Origin of the sequence: Halostella limicola (assembly GCF_003675875.1) — an archaeon.
GTDB lineage: Archaea > Halobacteriota > Halobacteria > Halobacteriales > Natronoarchaeaceae > Halostella > Halostella limicola.
Genome location: NZ_RCDI01000004.1, coordinates 250,306 through 268,154, shown reverse-complemented (window position 1 = coordinate 268,154; position 17,849 = coordinate 250,306). Strand labels below are relative to the sequence as shown.

The window sequence follows — 17,849 nt, the reverse complement described above, 5'->3', positions numbered from 1 at the left end:
CGATTCCCAGATCTCACCATTACTGACAGACGGCAAATACGGAGTTTATCGCGGGTCCGCACCTATATAGTGTAAGCCCTATGCAGAGTTGATATGGTATCTCCGCCGACACCTGAAGCCTACCGTTTTGACCGACAGGAATGGACAAGTTTTGACTCTCTCCGGGAAGCTTTCGAATGGGATGTCCCCGAGGTCTTTAATCTGGCAACATATGTCTGCGATCGATGGACAGCCCAACAGGATCGAACTGCAGTCCATGCAACTACCAGAGACGGAGCGAAAGTCGATCTAACATTTAGAGACCTCCAATCGGCGTCAAATAGCTTAGCAAGCTATCTCCATAGACAGGGAATCGAGAAAGGAGATCGGATCGCCATCAGCGGGTCACAACGTCCGGAAACACTTATTGCCAATCTAGCGACTTGGAAACTCGGAGCAGTCTCGGTTCCAGTGAGTGTACTACTTGGACCAGACGGCCTGCGTAACCGCCTTAACGATGCAGCTCCGTCAGGGATACTCGCTTACGCCGACAACGTAAACGCGTACCGTGAGGTAGCCCCATTGATTAAATCGCTCCGTGTTCAATTGACTGGAGATGAGATTAACGCAACCGACCCAGAAGTGCCTCTGAAAGAGGCAATCGCCACTGGATCTGGTGATTTCGAGACGAGTACAACTGTCCCTGACGATCCAGCTATTATATTTTACACCAGTGGGACAACAGGAGCGCCAAAAGGTGTCGTACATGGACACGGATCTCTACTCGGAGTGCTACCTGCCTCGCTAACCCTACATGATCTTGTTATCGACGAAACAGAGGTTTACCGCGCCGTCTCAGAGCTGTCTTGGGTTCAGTCCCTTTTTGATGTCGTGCTCCCAGGTCTGTTCTACGGAATTCCAGTAGTCCTCCACGATCGGAACGGATTCACTCCAGAACAGGAGTTTGCCCTTATTGACGAGTATGACATCACCGTTCAGTGGGTCCCGCCGACGGCGCTCCGTCTAATGCGAGAAGAGGAGGAGCTGGCTGAACAATTTGACCTCTCCTCGGTCCGTGTCATAGGCAGTGGCGGCACGGCACTCAGCGATAGCCTCGTTGATTGGGCCGAAAAAACCTTCTCACACGCTGTCGTCCACGAAGCCTATGGTCAGACGGAAGCCCCAGCGGGAATCGGTGACTGCACAGTCCTTGGAGTCCCCCATCGCAAAGGACGCATAGGTCGTCCATCACCCGGATTTGAGGTGGCGGTTCTCGATCCGGAGACAGGTGATGTCCTCGACGAACCAGGCAAGATAGGCGAACTGGCAATCCATACTGATACACCTCTCTGCTTTACTGAGTATCTGAATCGGCCTGAGGCGACAGCGGCGAAAGTGACGGAAGAGGGTTGGCTTCGTTGCGAGGATCTTGTTTCCATTGATTCAGACGGCTACGTGGCTTTCCACGGACGGGCTGATGATGTCATCATTAGCGCTGGCTACCGTATCGGACCAGCGGAAGTCGAAGACGCTGTCACCAGTCACGAGGCAGTCCGCGACGCCGGCGTCATTGGTATTCCTGACGACCTCCGGGACGAAGTTCCGAAAGCCTTCGTTATGGTTTATGACGGCATCAGCCCCTCAAATCAACTTGCGGGTGAAATTGAGTCACACGTACGATCCCAACTTGCCAAGTACGAGTACCCTCGAGAAATAGAGTTCACAGACGAACTCCCTCGGACGACAACGGGAAAGATCCGCCGTGGTGCTCTCCGGGAGCGGGAAGGACTGGACTGACAATCAGCGGTGTTCTAAAGAGTCGGGATTAACGATGCCCTCAGTAGCCTCACCACGCAGTGCTGCGATAGCATTCTTAGTCCCCCGGTTACGGACTCGTTCTAACGCCTCATCAGAGTACCAGGCTGCATGCGGGGTCACGATGGTATCATCTCGACCGAGGAGAGGATTCTCAGATTGTGGTGGCTCCACCGCTAGCACATCAAGTCCTGCTCCAGACAGCGTCCCTTTGTCCAATGCCTCAACTAGGTCGTCCTCATCGACTATCTCGCCGCGGGCAGTATTGATCAGGATTGCATCCTCAGGTAGCCGCTCAAATTGGTCCGCATTGATAACGCCTTCAGTCTCTTCAGTTAACGGCGCGTGCAGTGAGAGGACATCGCTTCTGCCGATGAGATCGTCGAATGAGACGGGTTCAATCCCTCTGCTCCGTAGATCTGAGTCGTCGACATACGGGTCATGGGCCACCACATTAAATCCGAGAGTTGCGGCTCGGTCGGCTGCCGCTGCTGCCTTCCGTCCAAAGGCGAAACATCCGAACGTGAGTCCTTGGATGGCGCGGGGTCGCTGTATCTCTCTCCAGTCCCAATCCCCGATGCAGTCTGGGCATCAGCTTGTGGGAGCGATCGGAGGAGTGCAAGCGCCAGAGCGGTCACGTGTTCGCCCACCTCCTCATCGCAATACCTCGGGACATTCGTTACAGCAACGCCGCGTTCGGTTGCAGCATTCACGTCAATCCCGTCTACGCCAGTTGCGTACCTAGCTACGACTGAACAGTTTGTAGCATCCAGCGCCTCAACCGGAACTGACGCATAATGCGTTAGGAGAACGTCGGCTTCACCGACGCATTCACCGATAGCTGTACCCGAAGCATCTACTTCATCAAATACAACTTCTCCGAGTTCCCGTTCAAACAGTTCCCGTTCTACGTCAAGATCCGCGAAGCCGTCTGGATCGAGATGAACAACACGGACTGACCGCTGGGCTGTCATGTCTATCAGTGGGACCGGCTATCACATACGTGTTTGCCCCGGTACAGCGACGCTGGCAGCGGCAAGCACACCACCTATGGATCACTTTCAACGTCTCTACCCCAAGCTATAATGTCGCGTACCGGGTCCATTGTGTCATGGTAGACCGAGACGCGGTATTGACTAGACAGTCGTGTAGAAAGACGGGTTTGGTAGTCTGCTATAGCGGGGAGATAGCATGAGAGTCGGAATCAACGTCAGCGATCTAGCCTACGACCAGATGCGTTCGTTCGCCGTTCAGGCAGAGGAGGTCGGCCTTGACTCCGTCTGGGTTGGCGAGACCTGGGGATGGGAAGCATTCACTGTCCTCGGTGAGTTGGCACAGCTCACCGACGACGTGACCCTCGGAACAGGTATCGTTCCTGTCTACACCCGATCGCCTGCGCTACTCGGTCAAGCAGCAGCCACGGTTGCTGAGGCGACCAATGGCCGGTTCATCATGGGTCTAGGGACCAGCGGTCCTGCTGTGATTAAGAACTGGCACGGCGAGGACTTCGAGCGTCCTATCGGCTACACGGCTGAAACCATCAGCGTGATCCAAAAGGTCCTCTCCGGAGAGACCGTCTCCCACGACGGCGACGCGTTCCAGCTTGACGGCTTCCGATTCCGCGCTGATCGGGAGGCCGACGACGTACCACTGTATGTCGGTGCACTCGGTGAGTCTAACGTCCGAATGAGTGGCGCCGTCGCCGACGGCTGGATGCCTATCTTCGTTCCCAGAGGGTGCATCGCTGAACTCTATGAAGAATTCGTCGACAGTGCGAGGGAACGGGACCGTGACCCTGATGATCTCACGGTCTCACCTAACACTGTCGCCGCCATCAGCGAGGACGGCGAGGCCGCCCGCGAAGCGGTCCGCCATCACATCGCTTTCTACGTTGGAGCGATGGGTGACTTCTATCATCGCTCCCTCTCTGAGGCAAGTTACGGCGACAACGCCGACGCTGTCCGTGAGGCTTGGCATGAGGATGGGCCCGGTGCTGCTGCGGAAGCTGTCAGTGATGAGGTCCTGAACCGCAGTGCTATCGTCGGCACACCTGACGAAGCCCATGACCAGCTTGATGCATATGCCGACGGCCCGTCCGACGAGGTCGTCGCGTTCTTCCCTCGGTCGGCCGATCCCGATCTGATGGAGTCAACCGTCAACCACCTCGGCGACTACTGACAGTCAGCTGGGTTGGTCTCGTTTTCTCAGTCGTGGACTATGGCGTCAACGACTACTGGTCCATCCGTCTCAGCAGCTTCCGTCAGCGTTTCCTGCAAGCCATCGCGCTGAGTGACACGCATTCCCGTAGCTCCGTGACTCTCGGCATTCTCTACCAGGTCGACGCCCGGTTCGAAATCCATCCCCACGTACTCGTGATCCTCATCGGTGCCGCCAAAGATGTTCAGCATGCCGTCTTTCAGGATACGGTAATTTCGGTTGTCAGGGACAACAACGGTGAGGTCAAGGTCGTAGCGGGCCGCCGAGTATAGAGACTGTGGGTAATAGAGGTAGGATCCATCACCGATGAAACCGACGACCGGTCGCCCGCCATCGTCGCGTTCAGTCATCGCAACGGCTGCGCCGACCGTCGCTGGCAGGCCATACCCAAGTCCGCCATTCTTGTTCGAGATGAACTGCTCGGGCTCAAGCTGCCATCGCGTGAGCAATGCATACTTACTGGTGTTGCTCTCGTTGACGACATATGAGTTCGGAACGGTCTCAGCGAGTGCATCCGCCAGTGCTACCTTTGATATGCTACCGTCAGAGCGGTCCTCTCGCTCGGTGTGAAGGAACTCATGGGCTACCTCACGACGTTCTGGGATCATGTCCTTACGGCGCTCCTGCTCTTCTCTGGTGACGTTGACTGCCGATGCGATTTCACTCATTACTTCCCCAGGGTCGCCGACGACGGCGACATCTGCGGGCTGATTCTTGCCAATCTCCCAGCTGTCAGCGTTGACGTGGATGGTGGTCGCCTCATCTGGAATGTAAGGCTCGTCGTAGGGAATATACGGGGTATTGGTCGTACAACCCACAAAGACCAACGCGTCGGCGTCAAACACCGTACGTGCCATCTCTGGGCCAGGCGAGACGAACGAAACCCACTGGTCGTGATCCGGCGGATAGTTGATCTCGCAGGTGACCATCTCACTGTATACGGCAGCGCCTGTCGCTTCCGCTAACTCAACGCCCGCTGCGATGGCCTGATGACCAGAGCGGGCGACGCGGTCGCCTAAAACGAGTACCGGATCGTCAGCACTTTCGAGTGCTTCGGCTGCCGCAGCGATCTGTTTGGGATCGCCTCGTCCACCGCTGGGGATGGCGCCGATCCGTTCTGGGTCAGCATCAGTTGATTCCATCATTACGTCCATCGGGAGTCCGAGAAAGACGGGGCCAGTCGGCGGCGCAAGCGCTGTCCGGACCGCCCTACGGATCATTGTTGGTAGAGCTGAGACATCTTGGACCTCTGCACTCCACTTGCAGTACTCCTTGGCCATCTCTACTAGATCACCGGAGAGAATCGGCTCCTCGTGCTGGAAGTCAGTACTATGGTTACCAGCAGTGACGAGAAGCGGGGCGCCGGTCCAAGCCGCATTCTGAATGTTTCCAAGACCGTGTGCTAGTCCCGGCGCTACGTGGAGATTTACTACTCCGAGAGGATTCACATCCTCACGGTGAGACTGATAACGGCGTGTTGCAGCGTAACCGCTTGCCATCCCTACGGCAATATCCTCGTGTAGTCCTAGGACATACTCCAAGGATGAGCCTGCGATGGACTGCATGAGTGGCAGTTCCGTCGTTCCCGGGTTACCGAACAAGTGCGTGACGCCATACTGCTCAAGGGCATCAACGAACAGGTCCGCCCCAGTGTAATCATCATCTGGCATGGTGGGTGTGAACGATATACAGACACCTCGATACGCCGCAACAAAATTCGTTCGGTTGTCAGTTGTCTCGTTCGGCCGCCACTGACTCGATCACGTCGACAATAATATCCGTACCAATGCGCGCCTGCTCATCAGTCAACACTAGTGGCGGGAGCAATCTGAGAACACTGCCCTCGACGCCGCTGCTCCAAACGATGACACCTTGCTGGAGACAACGTGCTTGAACTTCACTTACATAATCTGCATCAGGTTGTCCGTCAGCGGTGGTAAACTCCGCGCCGATAAGTAGTCCCTCGCCCCGAACTTCTCGAAGGTAGGAGTTACCGTCTGCGGCCTCTAGCAACCGCTCTTGAAGGTATGCGCCGAGTTCCGTAGCACGATCGAGCAGATCGTACTCACGTATGTATTCGATAGCTCGAGTACCCGCAACCATTGCTGGGACATGACCACGGAAAGTACCAGCATGGGCGCTAGGCCCCCACGTATCTAGTGATTCGTCATAGATGGTTGCGGAAAGCGGTAGCCCGATACCACCGACTGCCTTCCCGACAGTGACTGCATCGGGGGTAATCCCGTGGTGGTCCGAAGCGAACCACTCACCAGTACGGCCCATTCCTGTCTGAATCTCGTCGACGATGAGAGGCACATCATTTTCGTCGGCGATAGACGCGAGTTCCTGCATGAATCCTTCAGGAGGAACAACGACGCCACCAGAACCTTGGATAGGTTCGATCCAGATACCGGCCGGGTCGGGAATCCCACTGCGTTCCCCAGCGACTGTCTCTTGCACTTCTTTGAGGGCATGCTCGGCGGCAGCCTCCGGTGAGCGCTCTTCCCGGAGGGGGTAAGGATAGGGAAGATGGACGACATCTGGAAGCATCGGCGAGTAGTCGCTCTTGTAGTTTGACCATGCCGACAGACTGAGCGCGCCGGCCGTCCCGCCATGATAACTCCCACGGAAGCCTATCAATGCGGCATTGCCAGTGTTGTATTTCGCGAGTTTGATCGTTGCCTCAACCGCGTTGGTTCCAGTGGGGCCACCGAACACAATCTTGTTTGACCCTGTAAGATTGCCCGGGGCGATACTGTCCAATGCCTCCATGAACTCAACACGGGCTTCCGTCGGGAAGTCAATCGTATGGATGAGATTCTCCTGTTGGTCCTGAACAGCCGTGAGGACGTAGGGATTCGCGTGGCCGACGTTTGCGACGCCGATACCGCCAAAGAAGTCTAGATAGATGTTTCCATCAGCGTCGCGGATCGTGGCACCACGTGCTGCCTCCAAGGCGATAGGGAGATTCTTTGGATAAGCAACTGTGTTGGCTTCAAGGTCGGACTGGGCCGTTAGTAATTCCTGAGAACGGGGACCAGGTGGTGATTGATCGACTTGGGGCCGCTGAGACAGGTGTAGCTCAGCAGGCGGCGGGCCAATTGTCATACTCATTCCAATGTGTGGAATTAGGTTAATGGTTATGGCTTATTTCGTATTTTACCCTGTGTTCAGGGACATTGGAGGGTTAAGTGACCCAAATACTTATGCCTCCTATCGCTCATAAATTGAGCGTGGCTTGATAGCCAATGACACAGGACAGCAACTATTGTAATTCGACAGAGACCAATACAGCCAAGAAGTTTGGCCGTCGCGCGTTTCTAGGGACAGCTGGAACAAGCATAGCGCTCGGTCTTGCAGGTTGTACAGGCGGAGGTGGCGGATCCAACAGCGGTGATGGGCCATTTGCCGGCCAAACACTTCGGGTCACCACTTGGAGCGGTGAGTACACGGAACGATTCCGCAATACGATCAAACCGTGGTACGAAGAGGAAAGCGGGGGTACGCTAGAAGTTATCCCTGGCTGGAGTGAGCTGATTTCCCAGATCCGGAGCGCCCCAGAAAACAATCCACCGTACGACGTCACGATCACTGACGGTTACTTCTACTACCAGGGACGAAGTGACGATCTTTTCGAACCCGTCCGGTACGATAACGTACCAAACTATGAGGGCGTCCACCAGTTCCTCAAGGAATTCCGCGGCGACAACAACGAGTACGGTGTCCCTGTTGACGGTGAGCCGATTGCCATGCCGTACAACTCTGACATTGACTTCGACCCCACATCATGGAGCGATCTTCAGAGTGACGAAGCAGAGAAGATTACGCTCGAAGGTGGCTTCTATGCCTATCCGATGCAGATTGGCGCGATCATCGCTGACGACTTGGAGGGGACTGACGAAATGTACGATGAGCAGTACCACGACGCACCGTGGGAGGCGCTGTCTAGTCTCGACGTTGCATCGTGGTATTCGTCGGGCGCAGAGGTTTGGGAACACCTGAGCCAGGGCATCGCCAACATCGGACAGTACTACTACGCGACCTCAAAGATCAAGGCACGTGACGACTCCACCAATCTCGATCTAGTTGTCCCGGAAGTCACTGGCGGGTACTTTGACAATTTCTGTGTTGTCAGAGGTACGGACAAGCGAGATATGGCTGAACACTATCTGAACTTCCTGCTTGATCCAGAAATCCAGTCACGATGGTCCGAGGAGAGTTGGGAAGTCAAATCTCACTCCGAATGTGAGTATCCCGACTTCGTCGCGGAGGACCTACCGACTACGAACGAGGAGATGGAAGAGCAACTCAACTTCCCGAACTGGGAGTACCTCACGAGCCACTCAGACAAATTCAACCAAGACTTCAACGAGACGAAACAGTCGTCGTAAGCCCGAGTCGATGGCCATTCACTGTCAGAGGCACGGGCCTCCATTCCTTCCTCCCGGTCGATGTTTCGTTTTCTGTTATCTCCCGTCGTAAGTTCGCGACGAAGTCTATGTGGCGTGGCTACTGACTCCCGATCTTAACGATGCGCAGTACTCAGGATACAAATCTAGATGTGCAGGTACTCACAGGATTCATTCTTCTCAGTTGGGTCGCTGACGAAGATTTATACCCCTATTCGTCCTGACCCTATTCATGCGCGACTTGTATATCGATGGCCAGTGGCGTGGATCCGATAGTCAAAATTCGATCCAAGTGACATCACCATTCGACGACACCGTACTGGCTGAAGTACCGGCAAGCACCGTCTCAGATGTCAAAGAGGCAGTGGCTGCCGCCGGCCGGGCGGCTGATCCCCTCCAAAAGATGACTGCGGAGGAGCGGGCTAATGCACTTAGCGACATTGCTGATCACCTAGCGAACCGCGCCGACGAAATCAGTGACAGCCTCGCCAAAGAGGTTGGCAAACCGATCTCAGAGGCACAAGCAGAGGTTGATGGAGGCGTTCACTCGGCTCGTGCATACGGCGAGGACGCCATCCGCTTGTTTGGTGAGGTCACAACCTCTACGACCCCAAACCGCCTCAACCTCACTCGACGTGAACCATACGGCCCAACGGCCATTATCACACCTTGGAACTATCCTTTCGAGATTCCAATGGGCCATCTATGTGGCGCTATCGCCGTCGGTAATCCGGTCGTGTGGAAGCCCGCTGCTGAGACATCATTGACCGGGTACTATATTGCCGAGGCCTTTGCGGAGAGTCCGCTCCCCGACGGCGCGTTCAATCTCGTTCCAGGGCACGGTAGCACTGTCGGCCCAGCAATGGTAGAACACTCTGATATTCGCCTTGTGGCATTCACCGGCAGCACAAGCGTCGGACAAGAGATCGCGGTGACCGCCGCTGGCCACAGCGCAGAGTGTCTGCTCGAGATGGGTGGGAAGGACCCTGTCCTCGTCTTCGACGATGCCGACGTCGATACGGCAGCCGAACACGTCGTCTTCGGTAGCAACTATAACTGCGGGCAATCCTGTTCGGGGACTGAACGCGTACTCGCCACGCCAGGCATCCATGACAACCTCGTTGAGGCGGTCACGAAAAAGACTGCAGCCCTGACCATGGGTGATCCACTCGACGCAGACACCGATATCGGCCCTCCGATCAACGATGACGTCCGTGAGACGGTCCGTGAACAGATTACCGAGGCTGTCAATGCTGGTGCCCGGGTCGTGACTGGCGGCGAGGTGGGTGACAGATTCGTGGAACCGACAGTGCTAGCAGACGTCAAGGCGTCGATGGCCGTTGCTCGTGAGGAGACATTTGGCCCTGTGACGCCTATTCTTGAAGTCGCCGATTATGATGAGGCACTCGCGGTTGCCAACGATTCGCGATACGGGCTGCAATCAGCGGTGTTTACCGACTCGCTGCAACGAGCTCACCGTGCTGCAGACGATCTTGAGGCAGGTGGCGTCGTAATTAACGGAACCAACAACGCCTGGGAGCATCAGTTGCCCTTCGGCGGTGTCAAAGAGAGTGGCAGTGGTGGACAGTTCAAGGGTAAGTGGCACTTGGAGTCGATGACGACGACCAAGGCCGTGGCGATCAACTATAGTGAGTAACGTCTCCCCACCGTGGAATGGGATTAGTTGAAGGTCGCGTCGCCTACGACTTCTCGCATTATTTCGTTCGTCCCCTCGTAGATCTGTGGGATCTTCGAGAAGCGGAAGAATGTCTCGACACGGTACTCGTCAAAGCAGCCATAGCCGCCGTGGAGTTGCACGGCCTCGCTAGCGACCTCTTCGAACAGTGTCGTCGCCACAAGCTTCGCCATAGCCACCCGCTCTGTATCGACCGGCTGGTCCCCTTCGACAGCCTGAGCAGTATCATAGACCAGAGTTCGAGCTGCTTCCACCCGCGATCGGAGGTTCGCCACGCGATGCCGGACAGCCTGATTATCAGAGATGGGTCCACCAAACTGCTGTCGCTCGTCCACGTAGTCGATCAGTAGTTCAAGCGCACCTCGAGCCGCCCCAACCGCCGAAACGGCGACGTTAAGTCGCCCCTCATCGAGGAATTCCATGGCCTGATAGAAGCCGTCACCTTCCTCGCCGAGACGCGCATCGACAGGTACCCGAACATCGTTGAGGAATAACTGGCCAAGGTCGGTTGTCGATGGCCCGAGGAACCCCTCCATGGGTGTCGCCTCGAACCCGTCAGTATCAGATTCTACGATGAATGCTGACAGCCCACGATGAGGCTTGTCGGGGGTGCTAGTTCGCGCGTAAACGACAACGAAGTCTGCTACGGTTCCGTTGCTGATGAACACCTTATCGCCATTGATCACGTACTCGTCTCCGTCGCGCTCGGCAGTCGCTTGGATATTGCCGAAATCGGAACCGGCCTCAGGTTCGGTCATGGCGACAGCGCTGACCTTCTCTCCCGCAATTGCCGGCTCAACGTATCGCTCGATCTGCTCGTCGGTACCATGTTCGAGGATAGACTCACAGCCGAACGTTATCGAGGTAACCGTTTCGGCGATTCCGGGGTCTGCACGGTGGAGTTCCTCATTGACCAGTAACTCGGTGACAAGATCCATATCAGCGCCGCCATGGGTTTCCGGGAATCGGGGGGCAAGCAGATCCATCGTCGCCGCCTGCTCAACGATGTCCCACGGATACGTTCCGTCGCGCTCGTACTCAACGGCCACAGGTGCGATCTCCTCCTCAGCAAATGTACGCACCTGCTCCTGGATGAACTGCTGCTCGTCCGTAAATCGCATAGGCATGTGTTACCGCCACTCTCAATTATACCTACCGGTAGGACAATGATAGATTAGTTATAATTATCTGAAGAGGAGCCCGAGGTGCTGAGTGCTTCGTACAGGAACTAACGTTTAATACATTGCCCGCTCACTGTCATTGTACACCGACTGATGAACTACGTGAGTTACGTGCGTCTGCAGGCGCAGGCGCAGCCTCAAGCCGTGGCCGTACGGCGTGGAGAGGAGACGTGGACCTACGAGGAACTCCTAGATGACGTGAAACGCGCCGCGAATGTTCTGGCCAACCATGGCATCGACCACGGTGACATCGTTGCACTTGCACTCCCGAACTCATACGAGTTCGTAGTGGGAACACTCGCCGGTCTCGCGAGGGAGGCTATGATCGCGCCTATTAATCCGGAGTACCGGGAGGGCGAGTTCGGCCATATTCTCCCGGAAGCGTCGCCTGATACAGTCCTGACGACACAAAATGTCGCCAGTCGCATTCGAGACCATACACCGGCTGAGACCACATGGTTGACTGTCGATGGCGGCGTCAACTGCATCGATTTCCACGACGAGATAAGTAAGGCTTCAGCCGATTATTTCGTTCCCAAGACCAAAGACGATGTCCGGGCTCTATTGCTGTACACTTCAGGGACGACCGGCTATCCGAAAGGTGCCGTCCATACTCACGATACTGTCATCGCTGTTTCCGACGCTTGTGCCATTTCCTACGAGCTCACTGCTGGGGACCGGTTCCTTGCTGCGATGCCGGCGTACCACTGTACTGGCATGAGCATCATTACTGCGACCCTGAAATCCGGGGGCACAGTTGTTCTCACTAACGGCTGGGATCCGGAAGCAACGCTTACTGCCACTGACCGATACGACATTAACCTCTTTTCGGGCGTCCCGACAATGTTCCAAGACTGGCTCCGTGTTGACGACGGTAGTTATGATTTAGACGCCATGCACACCGCCGTGATCGGAGGCTCCGACGTCACTGTCGATCTCATTGAGCGCTCCGAAGCCTTACTGGGATGTCCCGTTCTCAATGGGTACGGCATGACCGAGACGTTCATAGCTGGAATCTGGGAAGACCGCCACCGTGAGCGTCGTCTCCCCAGTGTTGGCCAAATTGAGGATCCATTAATCGATGCGAGTATCGTCGACCCAGAGACAGGCGAAGAACAGTCCCCAGGAGAGCCGGGGGAACTCCGTCTCCGCGGTCGGCCACTATTGGAGGAGTACTACCGTCGTCCCGAACAGACAGACGAAGCGTTTACCGACGGTTGGTTCCACACAGGCGACATTGCTGAACGAGATGCGGACAATTTCCTTTATATCCTCGATCGAATGGACGACACAATCATCTGTGGTGGTCACAACGTCTACCCTCGGGAGGTCGAAACAACGATAGAGGAACTCAATGGAATCGACCGCGCGGTCGTTGTAGGACGTGACGATGATCGCAAGGGTCAGAAACCGGTTGCAGTGGTCTATCGGACTGACGAAGACGTGTCACCATCGGCTATCCAGAACCACTGCTTAGAGAGTCTGGCTGCCTACAAGCACCCTCGCGACATCCATTTCGTTGACGAGTTCCCGTTAAACGACGTTGGAAAAGTTGACCGGGAGGCTCTCCGCGAGCAAGTCTGAGCGCTCTTCTTCTGAGATTTTCAGAAACAGTGAGTGCCTGCCTTAGAGCTGCTTCGAGAGTCGCTCAAGGCCAAGCACGAACGCCGCCGGTATCAATAGCGCAAGAGCTGCCAGAATCAACACCGTCGTCACGACACTAATCAGCGGACTCAGCGATTGGCGAAGTGATGTCCAAGCCAGCACCGGGACGGTTCTCGTAGCGTAGCCCGACAGGAACAGCGCCATTATGAACTCCTGTAGGCTGATGATAAACGCGATGATAGCCGACGCCATGATACCGTGACGGATGTTCGGGAGAATGATCTCGCCGAAGGTTCGCAGCGGTCCAGCACCCAGATCCATACTAGCGTCACGCAATTGCCAGTCTAATCGAGTGAGAACGGCCTGCATGATGAAGAACACCAGTGGCGTGGCCCATAAGGAGTGGGCCAGCACAATGCCGAGATGGGTCTGCTGAAGCTGGAACTCGCTGAGGAACATGAGCAGTGTGACACCGATGACGACTGCTGGGATGAGTAGCGGCAGTAGCGCTAAGGGGACAATCACGTTCGACCAGCGGGAGGAAGCGCCACGAACACCCAAGGCTGCTGTAACTCCGAGCGTCGTTGAAAGCACCATAGTAGCCGTTGCAGTGATGGCACTATTGGTCAGAGCTCGCATCCACCGTCTGTCATTGAGGAACTCCTCGTACCAGACAAATGCGATCTGTTCCGGGGGGAAGGTGAGATCACCAGACTTCGCCACGGAGGTTGAGACTACAACAGCTAATGGTGCTAACATTCCGAGCACTACGAAGCCATAGAAAGCCTTGAACAGCCAAGACTCCAGCCTCTCTCGCTCAAACATTGGCCTGTTCACCCCCGCCGTAGCGGTTCAGGAAGTTGAACAGCAACATTACGCTGACTAACACGAACAGTAGGATCAGCAAGGCCATTGCGCTAGCCTCTGGCCAGTTGAATTGAGACAACATGCGATTCTCAACCTCAATCGCAAACGTACGCTCAGAACTTGAGCCGAGTAGTGATGGCGCAGCGTAGGCGCCAACACCCCAAGCCCAAGTAATGACCGTAGCCACGGCGACGCCCGGCATTGCTCCCGGAACGACGACCTCAAGCACGGCACGGGGTCGACTCGCACCTAGGTCTTGGGCCGCCTCTACAGTATCCCACTCTAAGGTACTCATGACGCTATAGATAGCGAGGACGGCGTAAGGCAGGCAGATATACACTTGACCGATGACCGTCCCAAGGAAATTATTCATCAGTTCCATTGGTTGACTGATGAGTCCTGCGCTGAGCAGATACTCGTTGACGGTCCCATTGGGCGTTAGCAACAGCACCCACGCGTACAGTTTCGCGACGAGGGTCGTCAGGAGTGGAAGTACCATCGCGAACAGCAGGATAGTCTGCTTGATTCCACCAGCTCGCCAGATAGCATAGGCATAAGCGAAGGCGATGACGACCGTGATAATCGTTGAGATGACGGCTAGCTTGATCGTGAACAAGAGGATGTCGTGAATGAACGATGATGTAACGATGTTCACATAGCTCGTAGTAGACCAAGTACCCTCAACGTAGGCGCCCGAGGAAGCAGGCTCATAGAGGCTGATCCGCAGAAGGTATAATAGCGGAATTATGAAGAATATAGTCTCGAAAACGGTCAGGGGAACTAACAGTAGCTTTGCTCGGGTCGAACCCCGTTGGAGCAGTCGCCCGAATCGGTCGATGGGTGAAAGGTTCGAGATGCTCATCGTTAGGCAAGTCGCTCCTCGTTTTCGTCAAAGCAAAGGACATCGGCAGGGTCCCAAGTGATCGTAACGACATCACCCGACCCAAGATTCTCACCGCGACCTACGTCCCGTTCGATGAATAGTTCTTGTCCGCCAACATCCAGATAGTGACGGATAGACGAACCGCGATATAGCGCGGTTGTAACTTCGCCTTGGAACGAGTTCTGTCCGCCAGCACCGTCCGAGCGAACTGCATTGGTAGTTGTTGCAGTCTCAGTCTCGATGGAGAGGATCTCCGGGCGCAGTGAGACGGTGACTATGTCTCCCTTTGTGACGGAAGTCGCATCGGACACAGGGATATCCAAACTATCGCCGCTCTCCGTCTTAACAGCGATCCGGTCAGCTCCAACCTTCGTCACCGTAGTCGATAGGAAGTTTGTATCGCCTAGGAACTCTTCGATGAATTGGTTCTTCGGATTAGCGTATACTTCCCGTGGTTTACCCACTTGAACGAGCTCGCCTGCGTTCATGATCCCGATACGGTCTGCTAGCGTGAACGCTTCGTCCTGGTCGTGCGTTACGTGGACCATCGTCTTGTCCAGTTCGTCGTGGATCCGTTTGAGCTCAATCTGCATTTCCTCGCGCAGACGCTTATCGAGATTCGATAACGGTTCGTCCAGAAGGAGGACGTCTGGATCCATCGCCAGCGACCGAGCGAGTGCGACACGCTGTTGCTGGCCACCACTCAGGTCCCGTGGCGATGAATCTGTGAACTCACCCATTTGGACCATCTCAAGATATTCCTCGGCACGCTCGATTCGCTCTTCTTTCCCAACTCCATCCATCTTGAGTCCGAATGTGACGTTCTCAAGGACCGTCTTGTGCGGGAATAGCGCCCAACTCTGGAACACCATCGAAGTGTTTCGGTTGTAGGGTTGGGCTTGCGTGACCTCTTCATCGCCAATGAGGATCGATCCGTCAGTTGGCTGATCGAGGCCTCCTAGCATCCGTAGGGTCGTTGACTTCCCACAGCCACTTGGACCTAGCAGACACCAGAGTTCACCATCCTCAACCGATAGCGAGACATCGTCAACAGCGACTAGGTTACCAAATCTCTTTACCAAGTTCTCGGTGCGTAGCTTTGCCATAGTTACTCTTGACCGGGTCTGACCCGAATACCGTTTGTCCATTTACTGTGCCATTCCATGTCATCCCAAACCGGGGGCCGGAACATAATTGTTCTGGTAGCGTGGGGTCCTCAGTGCTGTGACGCTGCATGAGATAGGGCACAACCCCCGATCGGATTGTCGAACGACTCATGGTATTCAACTAGCTGATAGAGGACGCCGTTTGCATCGGCCGGACTCACGAAGGCATTGACGAACTCGTCGAGTTCCTCGTAATCGACTACGCGTACGTCATGATCTCTGAGGTGGGAGATCATCTCTTCGAGATCGCCAACCTCCAATGTTACGTGGTGGACGCCCTCCCCATAGCGTTCAAGATAGTCCGTCAGGAACGACTCATCTGCTACTGGCTCAATGAGTTCCAAACGGCTGGCATCCCCAAGTTCGTAGTAGTGATATCGAAAAGCCTCACCTGGACCGAGACCACGGTCCGCAAGCGATACACCTAGGAGGTCGAATAGCGATTCGTCAATAACATCCTCGACAGCCACGCCGACGTGGTCCACGCGGACATCCGTCGGTGGGTCAGTGCCTGTCATCTACCCTACCGTTAGCAGACTATTCCCCTTGAGTGTTCCCCCGCAGAAGACCTTTGTTGTTGCCCGATACACACGGTATTGTGACGAACCTCGAAAGTGATCACCTCCGGTTTGATTTTGACGTTGACCGAGGGGTGGCTACCCTGACCTTCGATCGAACAGACAAACTGAACGCCCTCTCAAACACTATGCTAGAGGGTATCGCAGATGCTATCGAGATTTGTCGTGATCGAGATGACGAGGGAGACGGCGTAGCCGTCCGTGCCGTAGTGATTCAGGGCGCTGGCGACCGCGCCTTTTCCGCCGGTTACGATGTCTCTCAATTTGAGGCGAAAACCTACCCTGTGGAAGAACGTGCTTGGCGGACTGCAACCAGCGCTATCGAGTCTTATGATGCGCCAGTTATAGCGAAAATAGATGGTTATTGTCTGGGTGCTGGGCTGGAACTTTCGCTAGCCTGTGACTTCCGAATCGCGAGTGAGCGTAGCGAACTGGGTTTTCCCGAAGTAGATATTGGTCTATTCCCCTCTGGTGGAGGAACTCAACGTCTTCAACCGCTCGTGGGCCCGGCCCGGACAAAAGAGCTCTGTATGACCGGGGAACGTCTTGACGCTGAGACCGCGCTGGAAGACGGACTTCTGACTGACGCCGTCCCTGTCGACACTTTTGAGCACCGAGTCTCAGATTTCGTGGACAAACTTACTTCCAAGCCCCCACTGGCCGTCCGTGCAACCAAGAACGTGGTCAATACAACAAAAGGAATGTCTCGCGCGGAGGGACTTGATTATGAACTCCAAGCCTACCAACCACTCCTCTGGACGGATGACCATGCAGAGGGTGTTGCCGCTTTCGAGGAGGATCGCGACCCTGAGTGGTCAGGTATGTAGATCCGCTATTGCGTTAATAGGCCGACTGCAACACAGGCCATGACGATCCCTAGAAGTTGCATTGCCGTCATAGATTCATCAAGTATTGTGATCCCATAGACTGTACTAACGACGAAGTACAGGGCAGGAATGGCGGGGATGATGCTCAACTTACCCATGCTCACCGATTGGTAGTAGAGGACAGTTCCAAATGCAAGTGCTATCCCAGTGCCAACCGCGAACACCAAGCCCCACCCCAACTGAATGTCATCTGTGACACCCGGGTCAAGCGCGAATATTACTCCAAGAGCGACGACATAGGTGACTAGCAGTACGGCCGTCACAGACATATGCTCTAACGAGTAATTGGCGAGGATACTCCAAGCCCCGTAAAGGAGCATTGCTCCAAAAGCATAGGTAGTCGCGCTCGCGGTGTCGATCACGTCTCAGTCCTCGTTTTCATCGCTGCCCTAACTTGGTCAGTTTTCTCAGTTTTCCTTTCAGGCAGAATAGGGCATCTATTCGTCACGATCTCAGTCATAGTGAATCGTACAACCACCTCCAACAAAAAATTGTAGTTTAGGTCAACTCACAGAAGAGATGGTCTTATTGCTGGGAGGTTCACTTAAGACACTACCCTGACCTGA

General features: G+C 55.2%; 15 protein-coding genes and 1 pseudogene. 6 read left to right on the top strand and 10 right to left on the bottom strand.

Going from position 1 to position 17,849, the window contains the following annotated elements; all coding sequences use genetic code 11:
* Nucleotides 1-93: 93 nt before the first annotated feature.
* Nucleotides 94-1,776 (top strand): acetate--CoA ligase, encoded by a 1,683-nt coding sequence (locus D8670_RS18295; RefSeq protein WP_121819550.1) that lies wholly within the window; start codon nt 94-96, stop codon nt 1,774-1,776.
* A 3-nt stretch (nt 1,777-1,779) separates the two neighbouring features.
* Here the strand turns inward: D8670_RS18295 and D8670_RS21880 are convergent, their stop codons facing one another.
* Together D8670_RS21880 and D8670_RS21395 are read right to left on the bottom strand one after the other, a co-directional pair.
* Nucleotides 1,780-2,331, bottom strand: a complete 552-nt coding sequence (locus tag D8670_RS21880; protein WP_375137285.1) for an NAD(P)-dependent oxidoreductase — start codon at nt 2,329-2,331, stop codon at nt 1,780-1,782.
* Nucleotides 2,241-2,768, bottom strand: a pseudogene (locus tag D8670_RS21395) (hypothetical protein); the annotation flags it as partial. The gene D8670_RS21880 and the pseudogene D8670_RS21395, both read right to left, overlap by 91 nt.
* A gap of 217 nt (nt 2,769-2,985) precedes the next feature.
* Here D8670_RS21395 and D8670_RS18285 point away from each other — a divergent pair.
* Nucleotides 2,986-3,972 (top strand): LLM class flavin-dependent oxidoreductase, encoded by a 987-nt coding sequence (locus tag D8670_RS18285; protein ID WP_121819549.1) that lies wholly within the window; start codon nt 2,986-2,988, stop codon nt 3,970-3,972.
* A gap of 26 nt (nt 3,973-3,998) precedes the next feature.
* Here D8670_RS18285 and D8670_RS18280 read toward each other — a convergent pair whose 3' ends face one another.
* Nucleotides 3,999-5,681, bottom strand: coding sequence for a thiamine pyrophosphate-binding protein (locus D8670_RS18280; protein WP_121819548.1), 1,683 nt, complete (start codon nt 5,679-5,681; stop codon nt 3,999-4,001).
* A gap of 58 nt (nt 5,682-5,739) precedes the next feature.
* A complete protein-coding gene (locus D8670_RS18275; protein WP_121819718.1) occupies nt 5,740-7,119 on the bottom strand; it encodes an aspartate aminotransferase family protein in 1,380 nt (459 codons plus the stop codon).
* Between the two features lie 140 nt (nt 7,120-7,259).
* Between D8670_RS18275 and D8670_RS18270 the strand changes: the two genes are divergently transcribed.
* The gene (locus tag D8670_RS18270) at nt 7,260-8,402 is read left to right on the top strand and encodes an ABC transporter substrate-binding protein (protein ID WP_121819547.1); all 1,143 of its coding nucleotides are present in this window, start codon (nt 7,260-7,262) and stop codon (nt 8,400-8,402) included.
* A gap of 250 nt (nt 8,403-8,652) precedes the next feature.
* Entirely contained in the window at nt 8,653-10,077 is a 1,425-nt protein-coding gene (locus tag D8670_RS18265; RefSeq protein ID WP_121819546.1) for an aldehyde dehydrogenase family protein, read from the top strand.
* 23 nt (nt 10,078-10,100) lie between these two features.
* Here D8670_RS18265 and D8670_RS18260 read toward each other — a convergent pair whose 3' ends face one another.
* Nucleotides 10,101-11,237 (bottom strand): acyl-CoA dehydrogenase family protein, encoded by a 1,137-nt coding sequence (locus tag D8670_RS18260; RefSeq protein ID WP_162994360.1) that lies wholly within the window; start codon nt 11,235-11,237, stop codon nt 10,101-10,103.
* 153 nt (nt 11,238-11,390) lie between these two features.
* Here D8670_RS18260 and D8670_RS18255 point away from each other — a divergent pair, with 153 nt between their 5' ends.
* Nucleotides 11,391-12,881: a class I adenylate-forming enzyme family protein gene (locus tag D8670_RS18255; RefSeq protein WP_121819544.1), complete on the top strand. Its 1,491-nt coding sequence runs from the start codon at nt 11,391-11,393 to the stop codon at nt 12,879-12,881.
* A gap of 42 nt (nt 12,882-12,923) precedes the next feature.
* On the opposite strand, the gene D8670_RS18250 is transcribed toward D8670_RS18255, so the two are convergent.
* The 4 genes from D8670_RS18250 to D8670_RS18235 all read right to left on the bottom strand — a co-directional run bounded on the left by D8670_RS18250 (nt 12,924) and on the right by D8670_RS18235 (nt 16,336).
* Complete coding sequence (locus D8670_RS18250) at nt 12,924-13,727, bottom strand: ABC transporter permease (protein WP_233752274.1); 804 nt, start codon at nt 13,725-13,727, stop codon at nt 12,924-12,926.
* Entirely contained in the window at nt 13,720-14,631 is a 912-nt protein-coding gene (locus D8670_RS18245) for an ABC transporter permease (protein ID WP_121819543.1), read from the bottom strand. Before D8670_RS18245 ends, D8670_RS18250 begins: the two co-directional genes overlap by 8 nt.
* A gap of 2 nt (nt 14,632-14,633) precedes the next feature.
* On the bottom strand, nt 14,634-15,758 hold the full coding sequence (locus D8670_RS18240) for an ABC transporter ATP-binding protein (RefSeq protein WP_121819542.1): 1,125 nt from the start codon (nt 15,756-15,758) through the stop codon (nt 14,634-14,636).
* Nucleotides 15,759-15,868: 110 nt separating this feature from the next.
* Nucleotides 15,869-16,336 carry a VOC family protein gene (locus tag D8670_RS18235; RefSeq protein ID WP_121819541.1) on the bottom strand — a complete coding sequence of 156 codons (468 nt, stop codon included), beginning with the start codon at nt 16,334-16,336 and terminating at the stop codon, nt 15,869-15,871.
* A gap of 80 nt (nt 16,337-16,416) precedes the next feature.
* On the opposite strand from D8670_RS18235, the gene D8670_RS18230 reads away from it, so the two are divergent.
* Nucleotides 16,417-17,223: an enoyl-CoA hydratase/isomerase family protein gene (locus D8670_RS18230; protein ID WP_162994359.1), complete on the top strand. Its 807-nt coding sequence runs from the start codon at nt 16,417-16,419 to the stop codon at nt 17,221-17,223.
* A gap of 5 nt (nt 17,224-17,228) precedes the next feature.
* Here D8670_RS18230 and D8670_RS18225 read toward each other — a convergent pair whose 3' ends face one another.
* On the bottom strand, nt 17,229-17,645 hold the full coding sequence (locus D8670_RS18225) for an EamA family transporter (protein ID WP_162994358.1): 417 nt from the start codon (nt 17,643-17,645) through the stop codon (nt 17,229-17,231).
* Nucleotides 17,646-17,849: the final 204 nt, after the last annotated feature.

Coding starts and splice junctions, on each gene's coding strand:
- D8670_RS18295 (WP_121819550.1), top strand. CDS start 94: ATGGTATCTCCGCCGACACCTGAAGCCTACCGTTTTGACCGACAGGAA.
- D8670_RS18285 (WP_121819549.1), top strand. CDS start 2,986: ATGAGAGTCGGAATCAACGTCAGCGATCTAGCCTACGACCAGATGCGT.
- D8670_RS18280 (WP_121819548.1), bottom strand. CDS start 5,681: ATGCCAGATGATGATTACACTGGGGCGGACCTGTTCGTTGATGCCCTT.
- D8670_RS18275 (WP_121819718.1), bottom strand. CDS start 7,119: ATGACAATTGGCCCGCCGCCTGCTGAGCTACACCTGTCTCAGCGGCCC.
- D8670_RS18270 (WP_121819547.1), top strand. CDS start 7,260: ATGACACAGGACAGCAACTATTGTAATTCGACAGAGACCAATACAGCC.
- D8670_RS18265 (WP_121819546.1), top strand. CDS start 8,653: ATGCGCGACTTGTATATCGATGGCCAGTGGCGTGGATCCGATAGTCAA.
- D8670_RS18260 (WP_162994360.1), bottom strand. CDS start 11,237: ATGCGATTTACGGACGAGCAGCAGTTCATCCAGGAGCAGGTGCGTACA.
- D8670_RS18255 (WP_121819544.1), top strand. CDS start 11,391: ATGAACTACGTGAGTTACGTGCGTCTGCAGGCGCAGGCGCAGCCTCAA.
- D8670_RS18250 (WP_233752274.1), bottom strand. CDS start 13,727: ATGTTTGAGCGAGAGAGGCTGGAGTCTTGGCTGTTCAAGGCTTTCTAT.
- D8670_RS18245 (WP_121819543.1), bottom strand. CDS start 14,631: ATGAGCATCTCGAACCTTTCACCCATCGACCGATTCGGGCGACTGCTC.
- D8670_RS18240 (WP_121819542.1), bottom strand. CDS start 15,758: ATGGCAAAGCTACGCACCGAGAACTTGGTAAAGAGATTTGGTAACCTA.
- D8670_RS18235 (WP_121819541.1), bottom strand. CDS start 16,336: ATGACAGGCACTGACCCACCGACGGATGTCCGCGTGGACCACGTCGGC.